Raw genomic sequence first — 25,625 nt, 5'->3', positions numbered from 1 at the left:
CCTCTTCAGGCCTTGGGTTTCTTCTGCGGGCGCTTCCAGTTGGGGAAGCTCACCGGCTTGCTTCGCGCCACGGTGAGCGCGCCCGGCTCGGTCGATTTGTTCACGGTCGACCCGCCCCCGATGGTGCCGCCCGCGCCAATGGTGACCGGGGCCACCAGCACGCAGTTGCTGCCCACGTGCACGTCGTCCTCGATGACGGTGCGGTGCTTGTTGGCGCCGTCGTAGTTGGCGGTGATGCTGCCCGCGCCGTAGTTGACGCGCTGGCCCACCGTGGCGTCGCCAAGATAGGCCAGGTGGTTGGCCTTGGCACCCTCGGCCAGGGTCGAGTTCTTGACCTCGACGAAGTTGCCGATGTGCACTTCGGCACCCAGTTGCGCACCGGGCCGCAGCCGTGCGAACGGGCCGATGAGGGATCTTTCGCCGACGGTTACGCCGGCCTTCTCGCCTTCGATGTGGGTGAAGGGGTGGATCACCGCGCCCGCCTCGATGCGCGCATTTGCAATCACGCAATTGGCGCCGATGCGCACACCCTCGCCCAGGAACACCGCGCCTTCGAACACGCAGTTGACGTCGATCTCGACGTCGGCCTCGCAGGCCAGCGTGCCGCGCAGGTCGAACCGCGCCGGGTCGGCAAGCCGCACGCCCTGCGCCATCAACGCCTCGGCCTGCCGCAGTTGCCAGGCGCGCTCGAGTGCCGCCAGTTGCGCGGGGCTGTTGATGCCGGCCACCTGGAGCGCGTCGGCCGTGACATGCGCCACCACCGGCACGCCGTCGGCGGCGGCCAGCTTGACGATGTCGGTGAGGTAGTACTCGCCCTGGGCGTTGCGGTTGTCCAGCCGGGCCAGCCAGCCCTTGAGCAGGGCCGCGGGCACGGCCATCATGCCGCTGTAGATTTCGCAGATTTCGCGTTGCGCCTCGGTGGCGTCCTTGTGCTCGACGATGGCCGTGACTTCACCCTCCCGACCTTCCGTGCGGACGATGCGCCCGTAACCCGTCGGATCGTCGAACTCGATGGTCATCAGCGCGAGCCGCTGGCCGGCGCTCGCGGCTATGAGCGCGCGCAGCGTTTCCTCGCCGATCAGCGGCACGTCGCCCGAGAGCACCAGCACCGTGCCGTCTTCAGGCAGGAGCGGAACCGCCTGCTGCACCGCGTGGCCGGTGCCAAGCTGCGGCTCCTGCCGGGCAAACTGCAGGGCGGCGCCGACGCCGTTGCCGGAAGACATCGCCGCCTCGACCTCGGCCGCGCCGTGGCCGGTCACCACCACCACGTGGCGGGCGCCGATGCGCGCCGCGGTGCCGGTCACATGCGCGAGCAGTGCACGCCCGGCCAAACGATGCAACACTTTGGGCAGCCTGCTCTTCATGCGCGTGCCTTTGCCGGCCGCCATGATGACCACGTCGACCGGTCCCTGGTTGTCTTGCGGAATCTGATTCATGCTTCTTTCTACCCGAATGCGTTGCGCCAATTTGGCGCGAATTATCGGCGTGCTGCTGGTGGCCGCCGCGCTCGGCGCGTGCAGCACGATCAAGCTGGCCTACAACAACCTGCCCGAGCTGAGTTACTGGTGGCTCGACGCGTACCTTGATTTCGACGGTTCGCAAACGCCCAAGGTGCGCGATGAGCTCGCGCAACTGCTGAGCTGGCACCGTCAGAACGAGTTGCCCCGGGTGCTCGGCGTGCTGCAGGAAGCGCAGGCCCTGGCCCCGCGCGACGTGACCGCGGCCCAGGCCTGCCGCATGGCGGACCAGATCCGCGAACGCCTGCTGGCGGTAACAGAGCGCGCGGAACCCGCCGGCACCGAACTGGCACTGAGCCTGACCGAGGCGCAATTGCAGCAGCTCGAGCGCAAGTACGCAAAGAACAACGCCGAATACCGCAAGGAATGGCTCGACCGCAGCCCCGCGGAAGTGCAGGAGAAGCGCTACGAGAAGTTTCTCGATCGCCTCGAAGATTTCTACGGCCGGCTGACGCCCGAGCAGCGCGAACTGGTGCGGCAGCAAGTGGCGCAGTCGGTGTTCGATCCGCGGCTGGCCGGTGCCGAGCGCCGCCAGCGGCAGCAGGAGGCGCTGGCGCTGCTGCGCGGCTTCAACGCCACCAAGCCGCCGCCCGGCGAAGCGCGCGCGGCCATTCATGCCTACGTGATGCGCATTGCCGATCCGCGACCGGGGCCCTGGCGCGATCACCAGCAGGCACTGCTGCAGGAAGGCTGCCGCAACCTGGCGGCCCTTCACAACGCCACCAGCGCAAGCCAGCGCGAGCATGCCGTTCGGCGGCTGCAGGCCTACCAGGACGATCTTCGGCAACTGGTGGCCGCGCGCTGAACTGCCCGGGCGCAACGCGCCGCGCGGTCAGATCAGGGGCGTGGGCCGCATCGGGCGTTCGAAATAGTCGCCCAGCGTTTCGAGCGCATGCGGCTCGAGAATGCGCAGCCAGCCCGCATCGAGCTTGTAGAGCCCCAGCCCCTGCAGCTTGCGCAGCGTCTTGTTGGTGTGCACCAGCGAGAGCCCGAGCGCATCGGCCAGGTGTTGCTGGTTGAACGGAAACTCCACCCAGCCATCGCGCACCATGCCCACACGCTCGGCGCGGCGGTACAGGTGCATCAGGAGCATGGCGACCCGTTCGCTCGCATTGCGGCGGCCGGCGGTCACCAGGTTGTCGTCCACGATCTTTTCCTCGCGCGCGGCCAGCCAGGTGATGTCGTAGCCCAGCTTGGGCTGGGCATGGAACAGTTCCCAGAGCCGGTCGCGCGAAAAGGCGCAAAGCGTGGTGTCGGTCACGGCTTCCACACCATGCGTCTGGCCTTCGGCAAACTCGTCCTGCAGGCCGATGAAATCGCCGGGCAGAAGAAAACTCAGGATCTGGCGCCGCCCATCGCTCAGTGTCTTGTAGCGAAACGCCCAACCCGAATAAAGGGTGAACAGCTGGGCGCTTGGCCGGTGCTCTTCGACGATGGCGCCGCCGGCTGGAACGCGTCGGGCGCCGACCCGAAAGGACTCGATGGTCTTGAGCTCATCCGCTGATGCCGGCAAGAAGGCCTCGAGCTTGCGCAAGGCACAGTCGTCACAGGGGTTGGCCCCCTGCGGCGGCAAGGCAGGGGGTGAATGGTCCTCGAATTTCACGCGCCACTATAGGCCTTTTACCTGTGTCTTTTTACATTTCGGCGTATGCCGGGGCTTCATACACTTCGCACGTTTTTCGCACCCGCTCGCATGACAGAAGAAACGTCGCTTTTCGAGATTTTTTATTGCAGCGTGCTCACGCAAGACCTGCCACCCGCCACGGTCGGCGCCATAGTGACCCAGGCTCGTGCACGCAATGCGCAACACCAGATCACCGGTCTCCTGGTCTTTGACGGCATGCGCTTCTGCCAGCACCTTGAAGGCCCGCCCGAAGCCGTGAAGACGCTGATGCAGCGCATCGACCAGGATTCACGGCACACCGACGTGCGGGTGGTCTACGAGGGCGCCCTGGCCGCCCGCCGCTACTCGGGCTTCGGCATGGGCCTGGCCGAAAGCGAAGGGCCCCACCTCATGGCCGGCGTGCATGCGCTGGAAGGCGAAGCAGCCCTGAAGCACTTCCTGGCGCTGCGCTCCAGCTTCGACATCAACGGCTGAAAACGAAAAAGGCGGCCGAAGCCGCCTTTCCGCCGTGGGGAGTCGACCGTTCAGGCCGCAGGATCCCACGAGTAGGTGGCACCGTAGCCATCCCACGCTTCCATGACGATACGCTGGCCGGCGGCCACGTTGAGCGACTCGCCGGGGGCCAGCACCAGGTCTTCGCTGGCCGTGGCCGAGGTGGCGTCCGGCGTGATCCACACCCGGCCCTGCTTCACGCGCAGCACGCTGGCCGACCGCGCCTTGAGGCTCATTGCCTCGCCGGGGGCAATTTGCCAGGCACCGCGGCGCACAGCCGGGGGAACGGCGGAAGCGGTACGGGCAGACGACAGGGAAGCGAGCGATTCGTTGGTGCAGACGGCGGTAGACATGATGAAACTCCTTGGGCGTTGCCGAAGTGCGATGACACAGAAGGAGGCAATGGCGCAGTTCGGGAATGAATGATCGTTCGGGGCCTGTTGGCAGTCCAATGAAAACGAAGTAGCCTACTGATTCCGAATTCGCATCAATCGATCGATGCCGTCCACGCCCTCTTTCATGCAGCATTCACAAACCCACTTGCGCTCCCGCCCGATTTCGGCCGGACACCTGCGCGCCTTCGAAGCCGTGGCGCGGCACCTGAACTTTCGCGCCGCCGCCGAAGAAATGGCGCTCACCCAGTCGGCGGTCAGCCGCCAGATCCAGTCGCTCGAGGAAGAAGTGGGCGTGCCGCTGTTCCTGCGCCATACGCGGGCGGTGGAGCTCACGAGCGCGGGCGCGCAACTGCTGCTGGCGGTGCAGCAATCGCTGCCGCGCATCGATACGGCCGTGCGCCAGATTCGCCAGAGCGCGGGCCGCAAGAGCGTCTCGCTCACCACATTTGCGTCTTTTGCATCGATGTGGCTCATTCCGCGGCTAGAGGCCTTTCAGCGCGACAACCCCGAAATCGACATCCGCATCGACGCCAGCGACGTGGCAGTGGACCTCGAAGTGGCCGACGTGGACATTGCCCTGCGCTACGGTCCTCGCGAGGCCATGCCGGCCACGGCGGTGCGCCTCTTTGGCGAAACCTTGACGCCGGTGGCGAGCCCCTGGCTGCTGAAGAGCAGCCCGCCCATCAAGACGCCCGCCGACATTGCGGGCTTCACGCTGATCGAGGCCGGCGACGCGCACCGCACGCACCTCGAATGGCTGACCTGGCGGCGCTGGTTCGAGGTGAACGGCCTGGAAAGGGCGCAACCCAAGCGCTGGCTCTATTTCAACTATGCCTACCAGATGGTGCAGGCCGCGCTCACCGGCCAGGGCGTGACGCTGGCGCGCAGCTCGCTCATTGCCGAAAGCCTGGCCAACGGCGACCTGGTGGAGGTGCTGCCGCAGCACCGCATGGATTCGCCGATGGGCTACTGGCTCATTGCCGGGCCGCGCAATGCGCTGCGGCCGGAAATCAGGGCTTTCTGGGACTGGCTCCAGGCCCAGGCCATCACCACGCGCGAGACCATCGGCGAGGTGCCCGACCCGGACACCGTGGACAACATCGACTGAGCCGGCTCAGCTGGTTGGCCAGACAACGCCGTTGTCGTTGAGGATGGCATCGAGCGGCAGGTCGTGCGCCTCGGGCTCGTATTCGTCGAGAAAGCCGTTGGTAAAGCCCAGCCCCACCGTGAACGGGCGCGGCTCCAGCGCGGCCAGCGTGCGGTCGTAAAAGCCGCCGCCGTAGCCCAGGCGGTAGCCGCCCGCGCTGTAACCCACGCAGGGCACGAACAGCAGCGTGGGCACGATGAGCTCGGTGTCCTTGGGCTTGGGAATGCCGTAGGCGTCTTCCTCCATCTGGCAGCCCGGGTACCAGGCATGAAAGGTCAGCGTCTTGTGCACCTTGTTCATCACCGGAAGCCCGATGCGGCGGCGCTGCGGCTCGTCGATGAGCTCGCCGTCTTCCTTCCAGCGGTGCAATGCGGGCAGCGGATCGAATTCGCCCTTGATGGACCAGTAGGCGCCAATCACCGTGTCGGGCCGCCCGACCAGCCAGATCCGCATGACCCGCTGCAGAAGGTCGGCCCTGGCCAGGCGGTCGGGCATGGCCAGGCGCTGCTCGATCAGCGCTTTTCGCAGCTGATCCTTGAGAAAACTCACGGTCGCCGAGGTGTCGGCATCCTTTGACTTGTCCATAATCCCCCGATGCAGTTCCCAAGCATTTTGGCATCCATGCGCCACCGCCCGCGCCGCGCAGCGTCCGCACTCGTTTTTTCCGCTGTTGTAGCAGCTGCTGCACTGCTTTCACAGCAGCACGCGGTCGCGCAAAACAACAGCAATGACGACGTGCTGATTCAAATGAAACAGGCTTTCCAGCGCGGGGACAAGGGCCGCCTTGCCGCCCTGCTGCCCCAGGCGCGCGGCCATGCGCTCGAACCCTGGGCCGCCTACTGGGAGCTCAAGGCACGCCTGCAGGAAGCCTCGCCGAACGAGGTGCAAGACTTCTTCGCCCGCTACCCGGGCACCTACCAGGAAGACCGCCTGCGCAACGACTGGCTGCTGCTGCTGGGCCAGCGCCGCGACTGGGACGGTTTTTCCGCTGCCATTGCCGGCTTCCGCATGGGCGACGACGCGCAGGTGCGCTGCTATGCGGTGCTGGTCGAGACGCTGCGCTCCGGCACCGCCACCCAGGCCCAGGCCGACGAGGTGCGCCGCAACTGGTTCGCTCAGAAGGAGGCCGACGACGGCTGCCTTACCGCCGCCGACCGCATGGCCGCTGCCCGATTGATCTCGACCAACGACGTCTGGAAGAAGGCCCGGCTGGCCATGGAGGCCAACCGCCCGCAGGCCGCGCGCGGCGCCGTGACCATTGCCGCCCCGGATGCGCTGCCGCTGTTCGAAGAGCTCAACGCCAGCGCGGCCAAGTTCCTGGCCGGCCGCGCCTTCGTGGCCGCCAAGTCGCGCAAGGAGCTGGTGGTTCTGGCGCTCATCAAGATTGCCATGGCCGACCCGGAGCAGGCCGCCACGCAGCTCGACAGCAAGTGGGGCCCGATGCTTTCCGCCGAAGAGCGCAACTGGCTCTGGGGCACCATCGGCCGCCAGGCGGCGGGCAAGCTTTCGCCCATGGCCGGCAGCTACTTCGCCAACGTCACCAAGAACGGCGACCTATCCGACGACATGCTCGGCTGGCGCGTGCGCGCCGCGCTGCGCAACGGCCAGTGGAAAGAGGTGGCGCCTGCCATCAACGCCATGAGTGAAACCGCCCAGCTCGACCCCGCCTGGGTCTACTGGAAGGCGCGCGCGCTCAGCGCCGCCGGCGGCGACGAGCGCCGCGCCCAGGCACGCGAGCTCTACCAGAGCATTGCCGGCACACGCGGCTTCTACGAAATGCTGGCGCTCGAAGAACTCGGCCAGCGCATCGTGACGCCGACCCGGCCCGCGCCGCTCACGCCCGAGGAAAAAGCCGCCGCGCGCGGCAACATCGGGCTCAACCGCGGCCTCTACGCCATCGCGATCGGCTTGCGCCCCGAAGGCACGCGCGAATGGAACTACGCCACGAACCTGCACGACAAGGGCGGCATGGACGACCGCGCGCTGCTGGCCGCGGCCGACTTCGCCTGCCAGCGCGAGGTGTGGGACCGCTGCATCAACACCAGCGAGCGCACCAAGGGCGTGATCGACGCGGAGCAGCGCTTCCCCATGCCGTTCCACGACACCGTGCTGCGCAAGAGCCAGGACATCGGGCTGGACCCGGCCTACGTGTACGGGCTGATCCGCCAGGAAAGCCGCTTCATCATGGACGCCCGCTCTGGCGTGGGTGCCTCGGGCCTCATGCAGGTCATGCCCGCCACGGCCCGCTGGACCGCCCGCAAGATCGGCATGAACGACTTCACGCCGGGGCAGATCAACGACCGCGAGACCAACATCACCATCGGCACCAACTACCTGAAGCTGGCGCTCGACGACTTCGACGGCTCCATGGCGCTGGCCGCCGCGGCCTACAACGCCGGCCCCGGCCGGCCGCGCAACTGGCGCAACGGCCCGGTGATGGAAGCCGCGATCTGGGCCGAGAACGTGCCCTTCAACGAGACGCGCGACTACGTGAAGAAAGTGCTGGCCAACACCACCAACTATGCCGCCATCATCACCGGCAAGCCGCAGTCGCTGAAAGAGCGCCTGGGCCGGGTGGGCCCGCGCGACGCGGCCGAACCCGAACCCAACAAGGACCTCCCCTGACATGAGCTGGGGCGACCAGGTACTCGACACCGTTGCGGCCGAGTTCTCGGACGTGGGCGACGTCGCCCAGCTCACGCGCATCGTGGTTCGCCTGATGCTTGCGGCGGTCATCGGCTTCATGCTCGGCTTCGAGCGCGAGCAGCAGGGCAAGGCGGCCGGCGTGCGCACTCATATGCTGGTGGCCATCGGCTCGGCGCTGTTCGTGCTCATTCCGCAGCAGACCGGCATTGTTCCGGCTGACATGAGCCGGGTGATCCAGGGCCTGGTGGCGGGCGTGGGTTTTCTTTGCGCCGGCACCATCCTCAAGCAGGGCAAGGACGAGCACCAGGTGCAGGGCCTCACCACCGCCGCCGGGCTGTGGATGACGGCCGCCATCGGCATGGCCTGCGGGCTTGGCCGCGAGGTGACTGCGGTATTGAGCGCGCTGCTGGCGCTGGCCGTGCTTTCGCTGGTGCCGCGCCTTGTGAACCTGATCGAGCGGCTGGTCGGTCCGCCGCACGACGAAGGTAAGAACGGCGAGGCGTCCCGCGTGATCGCCTCTCCTGAAGACCCGCCGCCACGCTGATAAACGATAGCCTCTGCGCGCCGCATGCATCAATTCGCGCGCGCTTCGGCATCAATCCGTACGTGCGGCCCGGCTAGCATTGAAGGCCTTCTTCTCATCTGAACCGCAGGATCACAACGCGATGCGCAAGCTCTACATCGGCAACAAGAACTACTCGTCCTGGTCCATGCGGCCCTGGGTGCTCATGAAGCAGGCCGGCATTCCGTTCGAGGAAGTGAAGGTGCGCTTCGATTCGTTCGAGGCCAATTCGCAGTTCAAGAAAACCATCGGCTCGCTGAATCCCGTTGCCAAGGTGCCGGTGCTGGTCGACGGCGACCTGGTGGTGTGGGACACGCTCGCCATTGCCGAATACCTGGCCGAGACATTTCCCGAGAAGCAGCTGTGGCCCCGCGCCACGGCCGACCGGGCCCGCGCGCGCAGCATCTGCGCCGAGATGCACTCGGGCTTCGGAAACCTTCGCAGCCTCTGCGTCATGAACATCGAGGCGTCGCTGGCCGACGTCGGCGCACAGCTGCTGAAGGACAACCCCGGCCTGCAGGGCGAGGTCGACCGCATCGTGCAGATGTGGACCGACCTGCTCAGTGCCCATGGCGGCCCGATGCTGTTCGGCGAGTTCAGCAATGCCGACGCCTACTTCGCACCCGTGGGCACGCGCATCAAGACCTACGGGCTGCCGGTGCCGCCGGCCATCACGGCGTACATCGAGCGTGTGCACGCCCTGCCCGGCGTCAAGGCGTGGATCGACGACGCCTTGGCCGAGAAGGACTTCCTGCAGTTCGAAGAGCCGTACCGCAAGGCGCGCTGAACTCTTCGAGGCCGAGGCTCAGAAGCGATAGGTCACCGCGAGGTACGTCACGATCGGATTGAGCTTGAGCCTGGCTTCGCTGGTGGCCACCGGCAGGCCGGTGATCGACGTGGTGGTGAGCTTGGCCTTGGTTTTCAGCGGAATGTAGGACACCGAGAACGACACGCCCCAGTTCTTGTCGAACTGGTAGGCCACGCCGGCATTGAGCACGGGCGCGAACGAACTGTCGAGTTTGGCGGTGGTCGAGGTGGAAAGCGGCGGCTGGCGCACCTGGCTGCCCAAGGCGCCCTGCAGGCCCGGCGTGAGCTTGACGTCGCTGTACCAGACGTAGGTGGCGCCCAGGCCCACGAACGGACGGAAGGCACTGCTGCCTTCGTTGAAGTAGTACTTGCCCAGGATCGTCGGGCTCCATTGCCGCGCTTCGCCCAGTTCACCGATGCGGGCCAGCGTGCCTTCGCCGTCGAGCTTGAACTTTGGCGGAATGCCCAGCACCCCCTCCACGGCCCAGTGGCTGTCGACAAAATAAACAGCGCTCAAGCCGAGCGTGTCGGCGTCGCTCACCGACGCGCCCGAACCGGGTACGACGCTGTGCACCGGCGCCGTGAACGTGAGCGGCTTGCTCGAATCCTGCGGCGACATTCGAAGCCAGCCCGCGCCGATGACCCAGTCCCCGGCGTTCTGCGCCCAAGCGCCCCCGGACGCCATTGCGCTCACTGCCGCAAGCGCAAACATTGTTTTCTTCATGCTGTGATTGCTCCTTTGGTTTTAATGTTCGTGGCACGCGGCAGCTGCTGGAACAGCGGCTGCCTTTCGGACAAATCGGCGAACGTTCCTTTGATTTGCCAGAAAATTATCGAACGGTCGTTCTATTTCTTGGAGTATGGATATCCCTACACTGGAGCGCATGAAAACGTATCTCGTCGGCGGCGCGCTGCGTGACCGGCTGCTCGGGCGGCCGGTGTCCGACCATGACTGGCTGGTGGTGGGCGCCACACCCGAAGAAATGACGTCGCGCGGCTACCTGCCCGTGGGGCGCGACTTTCCGGTGTTCCTGCACCCGCAGACCCGCGAGGAGTACGCGCTGGCCCGCACCGAGCGCAAGAGCGCGCCCGGCTACCGCGGCTTTACCGTGCATGCGTCGCCAGACGTCACGCTGGAGCAAGACCTGGCGCGGCGCGACCTCACGGTCAACGCCATCGCAATGCCCGCCGAGTGGGTGCAGCCCGACGGAAGCTTCGAGCCCGATCCAGACAAGCTGGCCGACCCCTTCCACGGCCGGCGCGACCTGGAACAGCGAGTGCTGCGCCATGTGACCGATGCCTTCCGCGAAGACCCGGTGCGCATCCTGCGGGTGGCGCGCTTCGCGGCACGCTTCGACGACTTTTCGGTCGCGCCCGAAACCATGGCCCTGATGCGCGAAATGGTCGAGGCCGGCGAAACCGATGCGCTGGTGGCCGAACGCGTCTGGCAGGAATTGGCCCGCGGCCTGATGGAAACGCGCCCCTCGCGCATGTTCGACGTGCTGCGGGCCTGCGGCGCGCTGGCCGTGCTGCTGCCCGAAGTCGACAGGCTCTGGGGCGTGCCGCAGTCCGCGGAGCATCACCCCGAGGTCGACACCGGCGCGCACCTGATGATGGTCGTCGACACCAGCGCCAGGCTCAAGGCGCCGCTGCCGGTGCGTTTTGCCTGCCTGATGCACGACCTCGGCAAGGGCACGACCGAGCCCGGGCTGCTGCCGCGCCACACGGGTCACGAGAAGCGCAGCGCCGAACTGCTGCACGCGGTGTGCGACCGCTGGCGCGTGCCGGTCGACATTCGCGAGCTCGCCGAAGTGGTGGCGCGTGAGCACGGCAACATCCATGGCAGCGGCGAACTCGAGGCGGCGGGGCTGGTGCGCCTGCTGGAGCGTTGCGATGCATTCCGCAAGCCCGCGCGTTTCGGCGACGTGCTGCTGGCTTGCGAGTGCGACTCGCGCGGCCGGCTCGGATTCGAAGACCGGCCCTATCCCCAGCGCGACCGGCTGCTCGCGGTGCTCTCCGCGGCGGCCGGCGTGGCAACCGACGCGGTGGCGCGCACGGCGCAGCAGTCAGGCGCCACGGGGCCGCAAATCGGCGAGGCGATCCATCGCGCGCGCGTCGAGGCTGTGGCGGCCGTGGCGGCATTGCTGGGCTGAAGCTGAAGCCCTGCCTCGGCACGCCGGCGGCCGTCCCCGGTGCGGTGCCGCCGCGGGCATACGTCCGACTTTGGCCGACACGGGAAATGAAATGCCCGTGTTATGGTTTTCGCCGATGCCAATGTCCTCCCAGTTGCCACCTCCGTTGGGCCGAGATACCGCCCTCTTTCTCGACTTCGACGGCACGCTGGTCGCGCTCGCACCCACCCCCGAGGCGATCGAGATTCCTTCCGCCCTGGTGGCACTGCTCGAAGACCTGCGCGACCAGCTCGGCGGCGCCCTCGCCGTGGTGTCGGGCCGCCAGATCGACGTCATCGACCGCTTCCTCGCGCCGCTGCGGCTGCCGGCCGCCGGCGAACACGGCGTGCAGCGCCGCGACTCGCAGGGCCACATGCAGGAACAGCACGCGCCCGACCTCGTGCCCATTCTGGACATCGCCAACGAGCTGGCGCGCGTGCATGAAGGCCTGCTGGTCGAACGCAAGCATGCGGCTATCGCCCTGCACTACCGGCTCGCGCCGCAGCTGGAGGCCGTGTGCCGCGACGCCATGTCGCGCGCCATCACAGGCCGGCCCCAGCTCGAACTGATGCACGGCAAGTTCGTGTTCGAGGTCAAGCCCACAGGCATCAACAAGGGCATTGCCATCGAGGCCTTCATGAACGAGGCCCCGTTCGCGGGACGCAGGCCGGTCTTTGCCGGTGACGACACCACCGACGAGAGCGGCTTCGCGGTGGTGCAGCCGCGCGGCGGCATCGGCATCAAGGTGGGCTCGGGCCCGAGCCTGGCGCTGCACCGGCTCGAATCGCCCCGCGCGGTCTACGAATGGCTGGTCGAGATGCGCGACCAGCTCGCCGCGCCGGAACGCAAGAAAAACGAGTCCCCGAGGAATCCTGAATGAGCGAGCTGCAACTGTCGAAAGCACCCGAGGATCGCGCGGGCATATCCCTTTCCGGCGCCGCCGGGCCCGCCGACCGGGCGCCGGTCGACCCGCGCGCCGCGGTTTTGGCGGTTCCCCGCGGCTTCGGGCCGCCGGCGGAGCCCTCGCTCGACGTCGGCCTGATTGGAAATTGCGCCTACAGCGCGCTCATCGATGCACGCGGACGCGCCGTGTGGTGCTGCCTGCCGCGCTTCGACGGCGACCCGGTGTTCAACGCCCTGCTGCATCCCGGCGAGGAAGCCGGCGCCTGGGCCATCGAAATCGAAGACTTCGCTTCCAGCAAGCAGTGGTACGAGCCCAATACCGCGGTGCTGCGCACGCAGCTGTTCGACAGCGCCGGCCAGGGCATCGAGATCACCGACTTTGCGCCGCGCTTCTACAGCCGCTCGCGCTATTTTCGTCCGCTGATGATGGTGCGCCGTGTGCGGCCGATTGCCGGCGCGCCGCGGATCCGCGTCGCGCTCGATCCGCGCTTTCAGTGGGGTGCTTCGGCGCCGCTGGAAGTGACGCGCGGCAGCAACCACATCCGCTATGTGGGCCCGGACATCACGCTGCGGCTCAACACCGACGCGTCGATTTCGCACATTCTTTCGCGCCAGCCTTTCGTCATTTCGCGCGAATACAACTTCATGTTCGGCGTCGACGAAACCCTGCTCGACGGCATTGCCGACACCGCGCGCAGCTTCGAGCAGGAAACCATCGCCTACTGGCGCACCTGGAGCAAGCGGCTTGCGATTCCGTTCGAATACCAGGATGCGGTGATCCGCGCGGCCATCACGCTCAAGCTCTCTCTGTACGAAGACACGGGCGCCATCGTCGCGGCCATGACCACGAGCATTCCCGAAGCGCCGGGCAGCCAGCGCAACTGGGACTACCGCTACTGCTGGCTGCGCGATGCCTTCTTCGTGGTGCGCGCCCTCAACTCGCTGAGCGAAGTCGGCACCATGGAAGACTACTTGCGCTGGCTGGGCAACGTGGTGATCGGCTCGCACGGCGAGCACATCCAGCCGCTGTACGGCATCGGACTGGAGCGCGAGTTGCCCGAGTCGATGGTCGAGAACCTCGCGGGCTACCGCGGCATGGGGCCGGTGCGCGTGGGCAACCAGGCGCAGGAGCACTTCCAGCACGACGTCTACGGCAACATCGTGCTCGGCGCGGCGCAGGCCTTTCATGACCACCGCCTGCTCGCCCGCGCGGGCGTGGCCGAGTTTCCGCACCTCGAAGCGGTCGGCGAACAGGCGATTCGCGTCTATGGCACGCCCGATGCGGGCATGTGGGAGCTGCGCACCCGCGCCCGCGTGCACACCAGCTCGGCACTGATGAGCTGGGCCGCCTGCGACCGGCTTGCCAAGATCGCGCGCGCGCTGGAGCTGCCCGAGCGCGCCGCGTACTGGCACGGCCACGCCGCGCGCATGAAGGAAGAAATCCTGGCCAAGTCGTGGTGCGAGGAGCGCCAGGCCTTTGCCGAAAGCTTCGGCGGCCACGAACTGGACGCCAGCATTCTGCTGATGGTCGAGGTGGGGTTGATCGACGCGCGCGACCCGCGCTTCATTTCCACTGTCGACGCCATGGAAAAGTCGCTTTGCGACGGCCCTTACATGCGCCGCTACGAAGCGGCCGACGATTTCGGCAAGCCCGAGACTGCCTTCAACATCTGCACCTTCTGGCGCATCGACGCGCTGGCCAAGATCGGCCGCAAGGCCGAAGCGCGGCAAATCTTCGAGACCATGCTGGCGGCGCGCAATCCGCTGGGCCTGCTCTCGGAAGACACGCACCCGGTCACGGGCGAGATGTGGGGCAACTTTCCGCAGACCTATTCGATGGTCGGCATCATCAACGCGGCCGTGCGGCTGTCGGCACCTTGGGACTCCTGCATATGAGTCGCCTCGTTGTTGTATCCAACCGCGTGGCGGATCCGCGCAAGCCCGCGGCGGGCGGCCTCGCCGTTGCGCTCGGCGAAAGCCTGCAGCAAAGCGGCGGCCTGTGGTTCGGCTGGAGCGGCCAGATCGTCGAGGACGGTCCCACGGGCGAAGGCGAGCTGCACATGCAGCACGCCGGCAAGGTCACTCTCGCCACCATCGACCTGAGCCGCGAGGACCACGACAGCTTCTACCTGGGCTACAGCAACGACGTGCTGTGGCCGGTGTTCCACAACCGGCTCGACCTGGCCCACTTCGAAGCCGGCTTCATCGGCGGCTACCGGCGCGTGAACCAGCTGTTCGCGCGCAAGCTGATGCCGATGCTCAAGCCAGACGACATCATCTGGATCCACGACTACCACCTGATCCCGCTCGCGGCCGAGCTGCGCGCCATGGGCTGCACGCAGCGCATCGGCTTCTTCCTGCACATTCCGCTGCCGCCGCAGATCATCATCGCGGCCGTTCCGCAGCACGAGTGGCTCATGCGCTCGCTGTTCTCCTATGACCTGATCGGCTTCCAGGCGCAGCAGGACGTGCAGCACTTCGAGCACTACGTGCGCAACGAGGCGCATGGCGAATACCTGGGCGACGACATGTACCGCGCCTACGGCCAGACGGTGCGCTGCAGCGCCTTCCCCATCGGCATCGACGTCGACGAGTTCGCGGCGCTCACGCATGCCAAGGAATCGCGCGACATGTTCGAGACCATGAAGCGCGAGTACTCGCAGCGGCGGCTGCTCTTGGGCATCGACCGGCTCGACTACTCCAAGGGCATTCCGCAGCGGGTGCGCGCCTTCCGCGAGCTGCTTGCCAACTACCCCGAGAACCGCCGCAGCGCCACGCTGATCCAGATCGCGTCGCCCACGCGCGAAACGGTCGATGCCTATGGCGACATCCGGCGCGAGCTCGAATCGCTGTGCGGCGCCATCAACGGCGACTACGGCGAGCTCGACTGGATGCCGGTGCGCTACATCCACCGCATGGTGGCCCGCAAGCGCGTGCCAGGGCTGTGCCGTGCGGCCGCGGTGGGGCTGGTCACACCGCTGCGCGACGGCATGAACCTGGTGGCCAAGGAATACATTGCGGCGCAGGACCCGGCCGACCCCGGCGTGCTGGTGCTCTCGCGCTTTGCCGGCGCAGCCGAGCAGCTGAAGGAAGCGCTGCTGGTGAACCCCTACGACACGCACGGCACCGCCGAAACCGTGCAGCAGGCGCTCCAGATGCCGCTCGAGGAGCGGCGCGAGCGGCACCAGAAGCTGCTGTCGCGCATCCGCGAGCAAGACATTCACTGGTGGCGGCGCAGCTTTCTCGATGCGCTGCGCGAAGCCGCGAGCCAGCGGTAGGAAGCCGGGCGGCTAGGTTCCGGTCAGGAGCCGCACCAGCCGCATCACCGGCCGCGTTTCCGTAGGCTGCCGGGAAGCCGGCGCAACCGCCGCCTGCCGCGGCGCATGCACGCGCAGCCGCACCGGCGTGAGCGCCGAGAGTTCGATCCAGCCGCCGCGCTCCAGGCGATGCACGTCGCCTTCGTTCAGCACGGTCTTGGCGGTGAACACCGTGTCGCCGAACCATGACGGCGGCGACACCAGCTGCGCGCAGCCTTCCAGCATTTCGATCCAGGTGGCGGGGTCGAGCGAGGCACGCAAGGCCTGCCCAGGGTGCAGCACGAGGGTATCGGGCAATCTATCGAGCGTGAGGGGAGACATGGGCGTACCTTCTGGAGTTGGTGCGGTCATCGTAGGAATTCGGGCGCCCGGAAAACAGGCACACGCCAAGGCGATTCGCACCGGAACAGCGCCTGCCATCAGGCATCTGTTATGGTGGTTTTTCTGCGCATCTGCATCTGTTTTCGGACGCGCGACAGGAAGAGCATCGACGCCATGGATTCGCTACCGCTCTACCGCCAGCTTGCAGCACGCTATGTGGACGCGATCCACACGGGTTCTCTCAAGCAGGGCGACAAGCTGCCTTCGCTGCGCAGCCTCATGCGCCTGCACGACATCAGCCTGTCGACCGCGCTGCAGCTGTGCCGCACCATGGAGAGCGACGGCTGGGTCGAGGCGCGCGACCGCTCGGGCTACTTCGTGCGGCGCCCCAAGCGGCTGGCCATTGCCCCCATGGAAGAGCCCGCGGCCGGCGTGCCGCCCGATCCGGCTCAGTACGTGGGCATTCACGCCAAAGTGTCGGACTTCGTGGCCCGCCGCCGGCAGATTCCGGAAAAGCTCAATCTCTCGATTGCGCGCGGCGCACCGCAGCTGTACCCGGCCGAGGCCTTGCGCAACGCGATGACGCGCGTGCTGCGCCAACAACCCGAGCTGCTGACGGTGGCGGCGCAACTGAAGGGCCACCGCCAGTTCCGCGAAGTGCTCGCGCAGCGCAGCGTGCGGGTGGGCATGACGATTTCTCCGGAAGACATCCTGGTGACCAATGGCTGCATCGAGGCGCTGAACCTCGCGTTGCGCGCCGTGGCGCAGCCGGGCGACACGGTGGCGGTGGAGTCACCCACCTTCTACGGCTTGCTGCAGGTGCTCGAGAGCCTGGGCATGCGCGCGCTGGAAATCCCGACCAGCCCGCAAACGGGCATCTCGATCGAGGCGCTGGAACTCGCGATCGGCGCCTACGACAACATCAAGGCCGTGGTGGTGGTACCGCACCTGCAGAACCCGCTGGGCAGCGTCATGCCCGATGCCCACAAGGCACGGCTCGCGCAGCTGTGCGAGCGGCACGCCATTCCGCTGATCGAGGACGACACCTACAGCGAGCTCGTCGACGCGCCAATGCCGCCGCGCGCGCTCAAGTCCTGGGACACCAGCGGCAACGTGATCTATTGCGCCTCGCTGCACAAGATCCTGGCGCCCGGCCTGCGGCTGGGCTGGATCACGGCCGGCCGCTGGCAGGCGCGGGTGGAGATGCTCAAGTTCGCGCAAACGCGCAACAACGAGGGGCTTTCGCAAAGCGCGGCGGGCCTGTTCATGGGCACCGGCGCCTACGACCGCCATTTGCGCCACCTGCGCGCCTGCCTGAAGACGCAGCGCGAGCAGACCGCCGATGCGATTGCCGGCTACTTTCCGGCGGGCACCCGCATCAACCTGCCGCCGGGCGGGCTGCAGCTGTGGGTCGAGCTGCCGGAGCGCCTTTCATCGTCGCGGGTTTTCGACGCGGCGCTGGCCGAGCGGATCGTGGTGGCGCCCGGCACGCTGTTCTCGAACTCGTCGCGCTTCGATCACTACCTGCGCATCAACTGCGGCTGGCCGTATGGCGAGGCGGTCGACTCGGGCCTGCGCCGCCTGGGTCAGATCGTCGAGACGCTGATGAGCCGCAGTGCGCCGGCGTCAGAAGGTGTGAAGGAACCGTCGCGAGCGCCCCGAGCTTGCGTCGAGGAGCGGAACCGTACTCGCGTACGGTGAGGACCGCAGGTGCGAGATCGGGGTGCGCAGCAGGTTCATTCGCACCTTCTCAGTCGAGCAGCGCCAGGGCGGCGTAGTCGCCGACCTTTTCGCCGAGCCCCGCGGGCACCAGCGTCACGCCGCGCGTGAGCGGCAGCAGCTTGCCGTCGACCTGTGCCTGCAGCCGCGGCAGCAGAAAATCGCGGTGGTGCCAGAACACGCTGCCGCCCAGGCTGATACGCTGGAGATCGAGCGTCGCCACCAGGTTGTAGAGCATGCGTCCGGTGACGCGGCACAGCGCATCGACGATGCTTATGGCATGCGGCTCACCCGCCGAAGCGGCGGCGAACAAGTCGGGCGCGGGCTGCCCGAAACGGCGAGCAATGGAGTTGCCCGCCACCAGCGCCTCCACGTCGCCAAGATTGCCGCAGCCGCAGAGCGCGCCGCTGGCATCGTCTGCAACGAAGCTGTGGCCCGCATGGCCCGCGTTGCCGTTCTTGCCGCGCAGCGCGCGGCCATCGACGCACAGGCCCACGCCCACGCCGGTGCTCCAGGTGACGTAGGCGCAGTTGTCCATCCCTTGCAGCGCACCCCACTGGCGCTCGGCCTCCAGCGCGGCCACGGCGTCGTTCTCGACCCGCACGCTGCCGAAACGCCGCGCCAGCGGGGCTTCGATGATGGCCGTCATCCAGTTGTTGGGCAGCCCGCGCGCCGGGCCGGCAATGCCGCCGCAGATATTGGGCGTGGCCAGTTCCACCATGCCGTCCCGCAGCTCGAAGGGGCCAGTCGACGAGACGCCCACGCGGTCGATCGTGGCGATATCGATCCCCTGCTCGGTGCAGGCCTCCTCGATCATCCGCATGATCTGCACGGCCACGGCGTCGTTGTCGCCGGTCTTGGCCGTCGGTTCGCTGCGGCGGCCGACCAGCGGCGCATCGCTCGATGCGGAAAGGCTCACGGCCACCTTGGTGCCGCCGATGTCAACACAGGCTCTCATCGCGTGGTTCTTCTCTTTCTTTTCGGCTTCTGGTTCATCGATGGCGCTAGATGAAGCGCGCCACCAGCGCCGCGATCATGCTGAGCACCAGGGTGCTGGAGATGGGCAATTGCCACTCGCGGCCGAAGGCGCGGAACTCGAAGTCGCCAGGCAATCGCCCGAAGCCGAACCGGCGCAGCCAGGCCGTGAGGCCGCTCATGAGCACCAGTGCAAGGACGACGACGATCAGCCAGCGGAACATGGGAACAGTCTAGGCCGCAAGAACGGCCATGGCTTGTCGGTGAAGTTCGGGCGTTGCGGCCGCAATCACCCTGCCGTCGGACTCCAGCCCCAGCGGCCGCCCCTGCCAGTCGGTGATGACGCCGCCCGCCGCCTCTATCACGCCCGCGGGACCCAGGTAGTCGTAGGGCTGCAGCCCGGTTTCCACCACCAGGTCGATGGTGCCGCCCGCCAGCTGGGCATAGCCGTAGCAGTCGCCGCCGAAGCGCCGCATCGCGCACTGCCGGCTCAGGCGATCGAAAGCCTGCCAGTCGGCCGGCGCAAAGATGTCGGGCGAGGTGGTGACGATGCGCGCCTTGGCCACCTCGGTACAGCTGCTTACGTGCACCAGCTGGCCGTCGCGCGTGGCGCCCTTGCCGGCCTGGCCGACCCAGCGCTCTTTCAGCACCGGCATGTCGACCATGCCGAGCACCACGCGGGCGCCTTGCAGCACGCCGATCAGGGTGCCCCAGAGCGGCGAGCCCGTAATGAAGCTGCGCGTGCCGTCGATCGGGTCGAGCACCCAGACGCACTCGGCGTCGAGCCGCTCGAGGCCATGCTCCTCGCCGAAGATGCCGTCCGCCGGGACACGGAGGGCAAGAATCTCGCGCATGGCCGTTTCGGCGGCGCGGTCCGCCAGCGTCACCGGGCTTTCGTCGGCCTTCGTGATGATGTCGAGCGGCGTGCGGAAATAGTGCATCGATTGCGCGGCGGCCGCATCGGCCAGCGCATTGGCAATCGACAGAAGTTCGGGGGTCGGGGAGCTCATGGAGAAGTGACGCGTGCCAAAAACTGCGATTAGACCCGAGCCGGGGCCGGTTTGACACGCCGGGGGCCGGCGCTCTAGCATGGCCCGCAACTTGACCGCTCCTGCCCGAATGGCTTCATTTCGATTTCTGCGCACCACGCTGCTCGCACTTCTGCTCGGCACCCTGGCCGTACTGGCCCATGCCACCCCTTCCGCGTCGGAGCAAAAGCTCATCGACACGCTGATCCTGCGCGTCTCCGGGATGACGACGATGACCTTCATGCGCAACGGCAAGGAACACGACGCCGCCGAAGCCGCCAAGCACATGCAGGCCAAGTTCGATCACTTCAAAGACGAGATCGTCACCGCGGAAGACTTCATCGACCGCTGCGCTTCCCGCTCGGAAATGACGGGCAAGCCCTACCAGGTCAAGATGCCGAATGGCGCGATGAGGGACGCCAAGGAATTCCTCAACGCCGAGTTGCGCACGCTGCGCCGGGGTTCCCGCAAACCCGGCGCCGCCTGAGCTGGGAACGCCGTCAAAAAGGCGTGTCGCCGACGACGGTGGTGCGGTTCAGGCGGCGGCGCAGGTGGTCGGGCGTGCCGGCGGCCAGGTGCATCAGCGAGCGGTTGTCCCAGAACACCAGGTCGTGCGGCGCCCATGCGTGGCGATACACGAACTCGGGCTTCACGCTGTGCGCGAACAGCTCGGCCAGCAGTGCATCGCTTTCTGCCTGCGGCAGGCCGACGATGCGCGTCGTGAAATGCTCGCTGACGAAAAGCGCCTTGCGGCCCGTTTCGGGGTGCGTGCGCACCACCGGTTGCACGGCGGGCGCGACCTGGTCGATCTGCGCCTGCGAAAGCTTGGGCCGCCACGGGTTCCTGGCGCGCAGCTCTTCGTACTTGGCGAGATAGCTGTGCTCGGCCTTGAGCGGCAGGATGCGCTGCTGCAGTTGCGGACTTAGAGCTTCCCATGCGAGATGCTGATCGGCGAAGAGCGTGTCGCCGCCTTCGCTCGGCAGCTCTTGGGCATGCAGCAGCGAGCCGAGGCTCGGCTGGGGCTTGTACGAGATGTCCGAGTGCCAATAGACGCCTGCGTCTCCGAGGCCGATGGGTTCGCCGTTTTCCTTGATGTTGGAGACGATCAGGATCTCGGGATGGTTCTTGAGGTGGAACTGATGCAGCACGTGGATCTCGAGCGGGCCGAAACGGCGGCTGAAATCGATGTGCTCTTGCGGCGTAATCCGTTGGTCGCGGAAGACCAGGACGTGGTGGTCCAGATGGGCGCGGTGGATGTGCGCGAAATCTTCGGCGTTGATGGGCTTGGAGATGTCGAGGCCGAGGATTTCTGCGCCTACGGGGGCGGAGAAGGGGCGGACTTCGAAGTGCTGCGGAGGAGCTTCGGTCTTGGGGGAAGCGGTCATTCCGCCAATGTAGGTTTTCAGCGGTGGTTTCTCAACGAAATCTTTGTTGATAGCTTATGTAGGCTTTTTTTGTTTCCCGAGGCCGGGTCTCGCCCCGGCGGGCGACCTACTTTTCTTTGCTTCGCCAAAGAAACGTAGGCAAAAGAAAGGCGACCCCACTGTCTGCGACCCTTCGCTTCGCTGCGGGCAACCTGCGGTGCTCGGGTTTCGCGGGGTCTCGCAGAACTCGCTTCGCTCAAACAGCTGCGAGCCCTGATCCGCGAAACCCTGCGCTCCTCGGCGCATACAGAGGGGCTTGGAAACCGAACGGGCCTTTGCTTCGCTCGGCCACAAAGCCCCGCAGGCGCGCAGCGCCCGCGGGGGTTGGTATTGGCTGTTGGCTGTTCGTGTTGGGGCCGAGCGAAGCGACGGCTGCCCGCTCCCACCCCTTCTGTATGCGCCGAGGAGCGCAGATGGAGGCGGGATCAGGGCCGCAGCTGTTTGAGCGAAGCGAGTTCTGCGGACCCCCGCCGGAATCGAGCACCGCAGGTTGCCCGTAGCGCAGCGGAGGGACGCAGACAGTAGGGGTCGCCTTTCTTTGCTTACTTTCTTTGGCGAAGCAAAGAAAGTGAGTCGCCCGCCGGGGCGAGACCCGGCCTCGGGAAACAAACAAGCCAAAGAGTCAAAGCGTATGACTCCGATCCCCCTCCAAAAACCCCATCGCCTCCCAAGCATCCCCCACAGCAAACCCCACCACCTTGAACAGCTCCCCCATCTCATGCTCATGAACGAGCCGAGCCGCCATTCCCCTCTCCGCAGTAGAGCCCTGCTCCATCTTCTCCAGCAACCCGCAGTTCAGCAGAAACCGCGCTTGGCTGGTGTAGCCCAGCACCTCGAGCCCCGCCTCCTGCCCCGCGAGCGCAATGCCGGTGAAGTTGACATGCGCCGTGATGTCCTTGTAGCCCACATCGGACAGCGGATCGCCATCGGCCTGGTGGGCCCGGTGGCACATCACCGTTCCCATGTGGCGCTGCGGGTGGTAGTACTCGCGCTCCGGAAAACCATAGTCGATGAAGAAGGCCGCGCCCTTCGTCAGGCGGTCCGCCAAGGTGGCCACAAAGGCCTCGGCCTGCGGATGGATTTCGGTCAAATAGTCGTGCTCGCCCGGCACTTCGAACGGCGGCCTCAGGTCGGTCTCGTGGTCGGCCCAGGTCCAGCCGTCGCCCCCTGCATTGCGCACGATGCCGCGCTCGAACCACTGACTGCCGACGCGCGCCAGCAGTTGCACAGGCATCGCATCGAGCACCTCGTTGCCGATCACCACGCCCTGCATCGACTCGGGCAGTTCGCCAAGCCACTCGACACGGCCTTCATAACGCACCAGGGCCTGCTGCTGCCGCTCGCGCAGGGTGCCCGAAAGATCGACGATGCGGTAGCGCACGTCGGTACGGCCCATTTCGTCGAGCGCGTGCAGCAGTTGCACGGCCAGGGCGCCGGAGCCGGCACCGAACTCCCAGACCGTGTCGGTGCCAGTCTTATGCAGCGCCTCGGCCACCTGCGCGGCAAGCGCCTGGCCGAACATGGGCGTGAGTTCGGGCGCGGTCACGAAGTCGCTGCCCGAAGACGGCATGTGGCCGAACTTGGCCGAGGTGTTGGCGTAGTAGCCCAACCCCGGCGCATACAGGGCCAGCGCCATGAAGCGGTCGAACCCGATCCAGCCGCCGGCGCGTTCCACGGCGCGGGCGATCAGGGCATCGAGGGCGATGGGTAAACTGTTCGTCGTCTTTGTCGTCACCCCCCGATTCTCCCTTCTCCGTCCGCATGAGCACAGCACCGCTTTCCGCAGGCCCCCGCACCGTTCTCGTCACGGGTGCGGGCCGCCGGCTGGGGCGCGAGATTGCACTGGCGCTGGCCGCGGGGGGATGGCAGGTGGCGGTGCACTACCGCAGCTCTCGCATCGAGGCCGAGCAAACGTCCGCCGAATGCGCGGGGCTCTCGGGCAAATCGGCCGCCTTCGAGGCCGACCTGCTCGACGAAGGCGCCACCCGTGCCTTGCTGCCGCGGGTGGCGGCGCACTTCGGCGGGGTCGATGCGGTGGTCCACAGTGCGGCGCTCTTCGAGCACGACGATGCCGCCAGCTTCAGCTATGCGCTCATGGAGCGCCATGCGCGCAGCAACACAGGGGCGGCCATCCTGCTGGCGCAGGCGCTGCGCGACCACGTGGCGCTGCGCGATGCGCAAGGTGCGGTGGTGCATCTGCTCGACCAGAAGCTCTGGAACCCGAACCCCGACTTTCTCAGCTACACGCTCTCGAAAGCCGCGCTGGAAGCCGCCACGCCCATGCTGGCGCTGGCTTTGGCCCCGCGCGTGCGGGTGGTCGGCGTTGCGCCGGGCCTCACGCTTTCGAGCCACATGCTGGACGACGAAAAGTTTGCGCAGCTGCACAAGCTGTCGCCGCTGGGCCGCTCTTCCACGCCGGCCGACGTGGTGGCCACGGTGAAATTTGCGCTGGAGAACAACTCGATCACCGGCACCACGCTGCTGGTGGACGGCGGCCAGCACCTGATGAGATTCGAGCGCGATTTCTCGCTCATGTGAGCACCCAACACCATGTCTTCCATACCGCACGGCCACCAGACACTCACCCTCCAGGGGCTGCGCTTCGACGCCAACCTGGGCATCCTCGAGCAGGAAAAGCGGGCGCCCCAGCCGATCCTGGTCGATGCCGAACTGAACCTGGGACCACAGCCGCTGCTGCCGCAGGACGACGACATCTTTCACGTGCTGGACTACCGCAAGGTGCGCCGCATCATCATCGACGAGTGCACCGCCGAGCATGTGAACCTGCTCGAAAGCCTGATCGGCAAGCTCGCGCAGCGGCTGCTGCAGCTGCCCGGCGTGCGCGGCGTGCGGGTGAAGATCGCCAAGCTCGAAATCTTCGACGACTGCGAGGTGGCTATCCGCATCGAAGCCGGGGAATGGTGATCCAAGGCAAAATCGGGGGTCTTCCCCCTCATTTGCCTGAAGTAGTCCACCAATGAACGCCGTCTGGATCGACGAGGCGCCCGTCGCCGGCGCCGCCACCAATTCCCTGAAGATCGAGCGCGAGACGCACAAGCTCGAAAAGCGCCTGTGCCGCGAGGTGGGCCGCGCCATCGTCGACTACAACATGATCGAAGAGGGCGACAAGGTCATGGTGTGCGTCTCGGGCGGGAAGGACAGCTACGCCATGCTGGACATCCTGCTCAAGCTGAAGGCGCGGGCGCCGATTCACTTCGACATCGTGGCGGTGAACCTCGACCAGAAGCAGCCCGGCTTTCCGGAAGAAGTGCTGCCCAAGTACCTGAGCGAGCTTGGCGTGGCCTTTCACATCGAGAACCAAGACACCTACAGCATCGTCAAGCGCGTGATTCCGGAGGGCAAGACGACCTGCGGCCTGTGCAGCCGCCTGCGCCGCGGCATCCTGTACCGCGTGGCGGACGAACTCGGTGCCACGAAGGTGGCATTGGGGCACCACCGCGACGACATGCTGCAGACCTTCTTCCTCAACATGTTCTTCGCGGGCAAGTTGAAGAGCATGCCTCCCAAGCTGGTGAGCGACGACGGCAAGCACATCGTCATTCGCCCCCTTGCCTACGTGGCCGAGAAAGACCTGGTGCGCTGGGCGCAGCACCGCGAATTTCCGATCATTCCGTGCACCCTGTGCGGCAGCCAGGAAAACCTGCAGCGCAAGCAGGTCGGCGAAATGCTGCGCGAATGGGACAAGAAGCACCCCGGCCGCGTGGAAAACATGTTCACCGCGCTGCAGAACGTGGTGCCTTCGCATCTGCTGGACGGAACGCGGCATGACTTCAAGGGTCTGAAGGCGACGGGCGTGGCCGACGAAGACGGCGACAAGGCCTTCGACGCGCCCTCTTTCGACCTGCTCTCCCAGGCACCCGCAGCCCTGCGCATTCTTCAGGGCTGAAGCGGCAACCCAGGGGAATTGGGGGCCGCGGAGCCCGGAGACCCTCATGAAACGTGCATTTTTCGCTCTCTTTTTGGCAGCAACACTGAGCGGCTGCGCCACCTCCTGGGTGGTGGACAGCGACGTGAAGAGCTTTTCTTCGCTCGCCGCAGTGCCATCCGGCGCCACCTACCGCTTCGAACGCCTGCCGTCGCAGCAGGCCGACGCCGCCCGGCAGGAATCTCTGGAAGCGATGGCGGCCGCGGCGCTCGAAAAGGTGGGCCTGCGCCGCGACGATGCCCGCCCGACCTACAGCGCGCAGATCGGCGCGCGCGTGACGGCCGGCCTCTCGCCGTGGGCGGACCCATGGCTCTTCGACGGCCCTTGGGGTTATGGCGGCTATGGTTACCACGGCTACGCCCGCCGCTGGTATGGCGGCGGCTGGTACGGCGGCCCGGCCTTCATGCCGCCCGCAGCCAACCCCTGGTATGAGCGCGAAGTGAGCATCGTGCTGCGCGACATCGGCTCGAACCGGGTGATCTATGAAACGCGGGCCCGCAACGACGGGCCGTACAACGCGAGCGCGGCCATCCTGCCGGTGATGTTCGATGCCGCGCTCCAAGGGTTTCCGAATCCGCCGCAGGGCGAGCGCCGGGTGAACATCGAGCTGCGCGCGGCAAAGAAATGACGC

27 protein-coding genes are annotated in these 25,625 nt (G+C 66.7%); 16 read left to right on the top strand and 11 right to left on the bottom strand.

Going from position 1 to position 25,625, the window contains the following annotated elements; translation table 11 throughout:
- Window positions 1-5: 5 nt before the first annotated feature.
- Window positions 6-1,436: a bifunctional UDP-N-acetylglucosamine diphosphorylase/glucosamine-1-phosphate N-acetyltransferase GlmU gene (gene glmU / locus EJI00_RS13375; protein WP_126747999.1), complete on the bottom strand. Its 1,431-nt coding sequence runs from the start codon at window positions 1,434-1,436 to the stop codon at window positions 6-8.
- On the opposite strand from glmU, the gene EJI00_RS13370 reads away from it, so the two are divergent.
- Entirely contained in the window at window positions 1,435-2,322 is an 888-nt protein-coding gene (locus EJI00_RS13370) for a DUF6279 family lipoprotein (protein ID WP_260590710.1), read from the top strand. The genes glmU and EJI00_RS13370 overlap by 2 nt on opposite strands.
- Window positions 2,323-2,349: 27 nt before the next feature.
- Here EJI00_RS13370 and EJI00_RS13365 read toward each other — a convergent pair whose 3' ends face one another.
- A complete protein-coding gene (locus tag EJI00_RS13365) occupies window positions 2,350-3,090 on the bottom strand; it encodes a Crp/Fnr family transcriptional regulator (protein ID WP_260590718.1) in 741 nt (246 codons plus the stop codon).
- Between the two features lie 120 nt (window positions 3,091-3,210).
- Between EJI00_RS13365 and EJI00_RS13360 the strand changes: the two genes are divergently transcribed.
- Window positions 3,211-3,615, top strand: a complete 405-nt coding sequence (locus tag EJI00_RS13360; RefSeq protein WP_126747997.1) for a BLUF domain-containing protein — start codon at window positions 3,211-3,213, stop codon at window positions 3,613-3,615.
- Window positions 3,616-3,665: 50 nt separating this feature from the next.
- On the opposite strand, the gene EJI00_RS13355 is transcribed toward EJI00_RS13360, so the two are convergent.
- The gene (locus EJI00_RS13355) at window positions 3,666-3,986 is read right to left on the bottom strand and encodes a DUF2917 domain-containing protein (RefSeq protein ID WP_126747996.1); all 321 of its coding nucleotides are present in this window, start codon (window positions 3,984-3,986) and stop codon (window positions 3,666-3,668) included.
- Window positions 3,987-4,152: 166 nt separating this feature from the next.
- Between EJI00_RS13355 and EJI00_RS13350 the strand changes: the two genes are divergently transcribed.
- Window positions 4,153-5,136 carry a LysR substrate-binding domain-containing protein gene (locus tag EJI00_RS13350; protein ID WP_126747995.1) on the top strand — a complete coding sequence of 328 codons (984 nt, stop codon included), beginning with the start codon at window positions 4,153-4,155 and terminating at the stop codon, window positions 5,134-5,136.
- A 6-nt stretch (window positions 5,137-5,142) separates the two neighbouring features.
- Here EJI00_RS13350 and EJI00_RS13345 read toward each other — a convergent pair whose 3' ends face one another.
- Entirely contained in the window at window positions 5,143-5,760 is a 618-nt protein-coding gene (locus tag EJI00_RS13345) for a 5-formyltetrahydrofolate cyclo-ligase (protein ID WP_126747994.1), read from the bottom strand.
- A gap of 36 nt (window positions 5,761-5,796) precedes the next feature.
- Here EJI00_RS13345 and EJI00_RS13340 point away from each other — a divergent pair, with 36 nt between their 5' ends.
- From EJI00_RS13340 to EJI00_RS13330, 3 genes are all read left to right on the top strand, one after another.
- The gene (locus tag EJI00_RS13340; RefSeq protein WP_409514019.1) at window positions 5,797-7,800 is read left to right on the top strand and encodes a transglycosylase SLT domain-containing protein; all 2,004 of its coding nucleotides are present in this window, start codon (window positions 5,797-5,799) and stop codon (window positions 7,798-7,800) included.
- 1 nt (window position 7,801) lies between these two features.
- Window positions 7,802-8,365 (top strand): MgtC/SapB family protein, encoded by a 564-nt coding sequence (locus tag EJI00_RS13335; RefSeq protein WP_126747992.1) that lies wholly within the window; start codon window positions 7,802-7,804, stop codon window positions 8,363-8,365.
- A gap of 121 nt (window positions 8,366-8,486) precedes the next feature.
- Window positions 8,487-9,170, top strand: coding sequence for a glutathione S-transferase family protein (locus tag EJI00_RS13330; protein WP_126747991.1), 684 nt, complete (start codon window positions 8,487-8,489; stop codon window positions 9,168-9,170).
- Between the two features lie 18 nt (window positions 9,171-9,188).
- Here EJI00_RS13330 and EJI00_RS13325 read toward each other — a convergent pair whose 3' ends face one another.
- Window positions 9,189-9,914, bottom strand: a complete 726-nt coding sequence (locus EJI00_RS13325; protein WP_126747990.1) for an OmpW/AlkL family protein — start codon at window positions 9,912-9,914, stop codon at window positions 9,189-9,191.
- Window positions 9,915-10,074: 160 nt separating this feature from the next.
- On the opposite strand from EJI00_RS13325, the gene EJI00_RS13320 reads away from it, so the two are divergent.
- The 4 genes from EJI00_RS13320 (at window position 10,075) to otsA (ending at window position 15,542) form a co-directional block, all read left to right on the top strand.
- Window positions 10,075-11,343, top strand: a complete 1,269-nt coding sequence (locus tag EJI00_RS13320; RefSeq protein ID WP_126747989.1) for a multifunctional CCA addition/repair protein — start codon at window positions 10,075-10,077, stop codon at window positions 11,341-11,343.
- Window positions 11,344-11,464: 121 nt separating this feature from the next.
- Window positions 11,465-12,241 carry a trehalose-phosphatase gene (gene otsB, locus EJI00_RS13315; protein WP_126748055.1) on the top strand — a complete coding sequence of 259 codons (777 nt, stop codon included), beginning with the start codon at window positions 11,465-11,467 and terminating at the stop codon, window positions 12,239-12,241.
- Window positions 12,238-14,160 (top strand): glycoside hydrolase family 15 protein, encoded by a 1,923-nt coding sequence (locus EJI00_RS13310; protein WP_126747988.1) that lies wholly within the window; start codon window positions 12,238-12,240, stop codon window positions 14,158-14,160. The genes otsB and EJI00_RS13310 overlap by 4 nt, the downstream gene beginning before the upstream one ends.
- Complete coding sequence (otsA, locus tag EJI00_RS13305) at window positions 14,157-15,542, top strand: alpha,alpha-trehalose-phosphate synthase (UDP-forming) (RefSeq protein ID WP_126747987.1); 1,386 nt, start codon at window positions 14,157-14,159, stop codon at window positions 15,540-15,542. Before EJI00_RS13310 ends, otsA begins: the two co-directional genes overlap by 4 nt.
- 12 nt (window positions 15,543-15,554) lie before the next feature.
- Here otsA and EJI00_RS13300 read toward each other — a convergent pair whose 3' ends face one another.
- Window positions 15,555-15,902: a hypothetical protein gene (locus EJI00_RS13300; protein ID WP_126747986.1), complete on the bottom strand. Its 348-nt coding sequence runs from the start codon at window positions 15,900-15,902 to the stop codon at window positions 15,555-15,557.
- Window positions 15,903-16,076: 174 nt separating this feature from the next.
- On the opposite strand from EJI00_RS13300, the gene EJI00_RS13295 reads away from it, so the two are divergent.
- Window positions 16,077-17,603, top strand: a complete 1,527-nt coding sequence (locus tag EJI00_RS13295) for a PLP-dependent aminotransferase family protein (RefSeq protein ID WP_260590709.1) — start codon at window positions 16,077-16,079, stop codon at window positions 17,601-17,603.
- A gap of 49 nt (window positions 17,604-17,652) precedes the next feature.
- On the opposite strand, the gene EJI00_RS13290 is transcribed toward EJI00_RS13295, so the two are convergent.
- The 3 genes from EJI00_RS13290 to hisN are packed head-to-tail and all read right to left on the bottom strand — an operon-like array spanning window position 17,653 to window position 19,606.
- A complete protein-coding gene (locus tag EJI00_RS13290) occupies window positions 17,653-18,579 on the bottom strand; it encodes an ROK family protein (protein ID WP_126747985.1) in 927 nt (308 codons plus the stop codon).
- A gap of 46 nt (window positions 18,580-18,625) precedes the next feature.
- Entirely contained in the window at window positions 18,626-18,820 is a 195-nt protein-coding gene (locus tag EJI00_RS13285) for a DUF2905 domain-containing protein (protein ID WP_126747984.1), read from the bottom strand.
- A gap of 9 nt (window positions 18,821-18,829) precedes the next feature.
- On the bottom strand, window positions 18,830-19,606 hold the full coding sequence (gene hisN, locus EJI00_RS13280) for a histidinol-phosphatase (RefSeq protein WP_126747983.1): 777 nt from the start codon (window positions 19,604-19,606) through the stop codon (window positions 18,830-18,832).
- A gap of 79 nt (window positions 19,607-19,685) precedes the next feature.
- On the opposite strand from hisN, the gene EJI00_RS13275 reads away from it, so the two are divergent.
- Window positions 19,686-20,111, top strand: a complete 426-nt coding sequence (locus tag EJI00_RS13275; protein WP_260590708.1) for a DUF5329 domain-containing protein — start codon at window positions 19,686-19,688, stop codon at window positions 20,109-20,111.
- A gap of 13 nt (window positions 20,112-20,124) precedes the next feature.
- Here the strand turns inward: EJI00_RS13275 and EJI00_RS13270 are convergent, their stop codons facing one another.
- Window positions 20,125-21,009 carry a TauD/TfdA dioxygenase family protein gene (locus EJI00_RS13270; RefSeq protein ID WP_126747982.1) on the bottom strand — a complete coding sequence of 295 codons (885 nt, stop codon included), beginning with the start codon at window positions 21,007-21,009 and terminating at the stop codon, window positions 20,125-20,127.
- Between the two features lie 661 nt (window positions 21,010-21,670).
- Window positions 21,671-22,783: a class I SAM-dependent methyltransferase gene (locus tag EJI00_RS13260; RefSeq protein ID WP_126747980.1), complete on the bottom strand. Its 1,113-nt coding sequence runs from the start codon at window positions 22,781-22,783 to the stop codon at window positions 21,671-21,673.
- A gap of 26 nt (window positions 22,784-22,809) precedes the next feature.
- Between EJI00_RS13260 and EJI00_RS13255 the strand changes: the two genes are divergently transcribed.
- From EJI00_RS13255 to EJI00_RS13240, 4 genes are read left to right on the top strand one after another with little or no spacing between them, the layout of a single operon-like run.
- Window positions 22,810-23,586, top strand: a complete 777-nt coding sequence (locus EJI00_RS13255) for an SDR family oxidoreductase (RefSeq protein ID WP_126747978.1) — start codon at window positions 22,810-22,812, stop codon at window positions 23,584-23,586.
- Between the two features lie 12 nt (window positions 23,587-23,598).
- Window positions 23,599-23,973: a dihydroneopterin aldolase gene (locus EJI00_RS13250; protein WP_126747977.1), complete on the top strand. Its 375-nt coding sequence runs from the start codon at window positions 23,599-23,601 to the stop codon at window positions 23,971-23,973.
- Window positions 23,974-24,025: 52 nt separating this feature from the next.
- On the top strand, window positions 24,026-24,955 hold the full coding sequence (ttcA, locus tag EJI00_RS13245) for a tRNA 2-thiocytidine(32) synthetase TtcA (protein WP_126747975.1): 930 nt from the start codon (window positions 24,026-24,028) through the stop codon (window positions 24,953-24,955).
- Between the two features lie 46 nt (window positions 24,956-25,001).
- The gene (locus tag EJI00_RS13240; protein ID WP_126747974.1) at window positions 25,002-25,622 is read left to right on the top strand and encodes a DUF4136 domain-containing protein; all 621 of its coding nucleotides are present in this window, start codon (window positions 25,002-25,004) and stop codon (window positions 25,620-25,622) included.
- Window positions 25,623-25,625: the final 3 nt, after the last annotated feature.

Source organism: Variovorax sp. DXTD-1 (assembly GCF_003984625.1).
GTDB lineage: Bacteria > Pseudomonadota > Gammaproteobacteria > Burkholderiales > Burkholderiaceae_C > Variovorax.
The sequence above is the reverse complement of the archived record's forward strand: the minus strand, read 5'-3'. Positions and strand labels throughout refer to the sequence as shown.

Coding starts and splice junctions, on each gene's coding strand:
- EJI00_RS13370 (WP_260590710.1), top strand. CDS start 1,435: ATGCTTCTTTCTACCCGAATGCGTTGCGCCAATTTGGCGCGAATTATC.
- glmU (WP_126747999.1), bottom strand. CDS start 1,436: ATGAATCAGATTCCGCAAGACAACCAGGGACCGGTCGACGTGGTCATC.
- EJI00_RS13360 (WP_126747997.1), top strand. CDS start 3,211: ATGACAGAAGAAACGTCGCTTTTCGAGATTTTTTATTGCAGCGTGCTC.
- EJI00_RS13355 (WP_126747996.1), bottom strand. CDS start 3,986: ATGTCTACCGCCGTCTGCACCAACGAATCGCTCGCTTCCCTGTCGTCT.
- EJI00_RS13350 (WP_126747995.1), top strand. CDS start 4,153: ATGCAGCATTCACAAACCCACTTGCGCTCCCGCCCGATTTCGGCCGGA.
- EJI00_RS13345 (WP_126747994.1), bottom strand. CDS start 5,760: ATGGACAAGTCAAAGGATGCCGACACCTCGGCGACCGTGAGTTTTCTC.
- EJI00_RS13340 (WP_409514019.1), top strand. CDS start 5,797: ATGCGCCACCGCCCGCGCCGCGCAGCGTCCGCACTCGTTTTTTCCGCT.
- EJI00_RS13335 (WP_126747992.1), top strand. CDS start 7,802: ATGAGCTGGGGCGACCAGGTACTCGACACCGTTGCGGCCGAGTTCTCG.
- EJI00_RS13330 (WP_126747991.1), top strand. CDS start 8,487: ATGCGCAAGCTCTACATCGGCAACAAGAACTACTCGTCCTGGTCCATG.
- EJI00_RS13325 (WP_126747990.1), bottom strand. CDS start 9,914: ATGAAGAAAACAATGTTTGCGCTTGCGGCAGTGAGCGCAATGGCGTCC.
- EJI00_RS13320 (WP_126747989.1), top strand. CDS start 10,075: ATGAAAACGTATCTCGTCGGCGGCGCGCTGCGTGACCGGCTGCTCGGG.
- otsB (WP_126748055.1), top strand. CDS start 11,465: ATGTCCTCCCAGTTGCCACCTCCGTTGGGCCGAGATACCGCCCTCTTT.
- EJI00_RS13310 (WP_126747988.1), top strand. CDS start 12,238: ATGAGCGAGCTGCAACTGTCGAAAGCACCCGAGGATCGCGCGGGCATA.
- otsA (WP_126747987.1), top strand. CDS start 14,157: ATGAGTCGCCTCGTTGTTGTATCCAACCGCGTGGCGGATCCGCGCAAG.
- EJI00_RS13300 (WP_126747986.1), bottom strand. CDS start 15,902: ATGTCTCCCCTCACGCTCGATAGATTGCCCGATACCCTCGTGCTGCAC.
- EJI00_RS13295 (WP_260590709.1), top strand. CDS start 16,077: ATGGATTCGCTACCGCTCTACCGCCAGCTTGCAGCACGCTATGTGGAC.
- EJI00_RS13290 (WP_126747985.1), bottom strand. CDS start 18,579: ATGAGAGCCTGTGTTGACATCGGCGGCACCAAGGTGGCCGTGAGCCTT.
- EJI00_RS13285 (WP_126747984.1), bottom strand. CDS start 18,820: ATGTTCCGCTGGCTGATCGTCGTCGTCCTTGCACTGGTGCTCATGAGC.
- hisN (WP_126747983.1), bottom strand. CDS start 19,606: ATGAGCTCCCCGACCCCCGAACTTCTGTCGATTGCCAATGCGCTGGCC.
- EJI00_RS13275 (WP_260590708.1), top strand. CDS start 19,686: ATGGCCCGCAACTTGACCGCTCCTGCCCGAATGGCTTCATTTCGATTT.
- EJI00_RS13270 (WP_126747982.1), bottom strand. CDS start 21,009: ATGACCGCTTCCCCCAAGACCGAAGCTCCTCCGCAGCACTTCGAAGTC.
- EJI00_RS13255 (WP_126747978.1), top strand. CDS start 22,810: ATGAGCACAGCACCGCTTTCCGCAGGCCCCCGCACCGTTCTCGTCACG.
- EJI00_RS13250 (WP_126747977.1), top strand. CDS start 23,599: ATGTCTTCCATACCGCACGGCCACCAGACACTCACCCTCCAGGGGCTG.
- ttcA (WP_126747975.1), top strand. CDS start 24,026: ATGAACGCCGTCTGGATCGACGAGGCGCCCGTCGCCGGCGCCGCCACC.
- EJI00_RS13240 (WP_126747974.1), top strand. CDS start 25,002: ATGAAACGTGCATTTTTCGCTCTCTTTTTGGCAGCAACACTGAGCGGC.